Here is a 384-nt window from a genome sequence, read left to right as displayed (position 1 = left end):
TATTTTATATAAAATATACCTAGTTGGGATAATTTCTGGAAGTGACAAAAAAAACACCCTTGTGAGGTGCTTATGCTAATTTAAGTTGTTAGCCATAATTTACTGTAAATTTAAAGTCGGTATAGAAGCATGGGGATTAGAACTAAACATTTTTGATAACCAAAACAACCCTTTTTGAGTAACAAGCACTTTAGTTACCATAAACGCAGGATGATTATCTCTTGGTATTTCTTTTTCCCTTAATTCGAAATAGCCCCTTTGTATATATTCCTGTTTAGGTTCATTTCTACCTTTAAAAAATACGCCTTTCTCTTGTAACCTTTTGAATAAAGTATTTCTCCCAAATGGTAACTTTAATATTTTTGCTGCTTGTCCGACGTCTGT

The 384-nt window shown here is 31.8% G+C and carries 1 protein-coding gene; it reads right to left on the bottom strand.

Translation table 11 applies throughout. The annotated features are described in order from the left end of the window. Positions 1 to 99 precede the first annotated feature (99 nt). Positions 100 to 384, bottom strand: a 285-nt coding sequence (locus B3P17_RS12950) for a phage antirepressor KilAC domain-containing protein (protein ID WP_291105773.1), incomplete at its 5' end; no start/stop codon positions are given.

Source organism: Dysgonomonas sp. UBA7630, assembly GCF_002483985.1.
Classification (GTDB): domain Bacteria; phylum Bacteroidota; class Bacteroidia; order Bacteroidales; family Dysgonomonadaceae; genus Dysgonomonas.
Note: the sequence above shows the minus strand (reverse complement) of the source record. Positions and strands in the feature narration are given on the sequence as shown.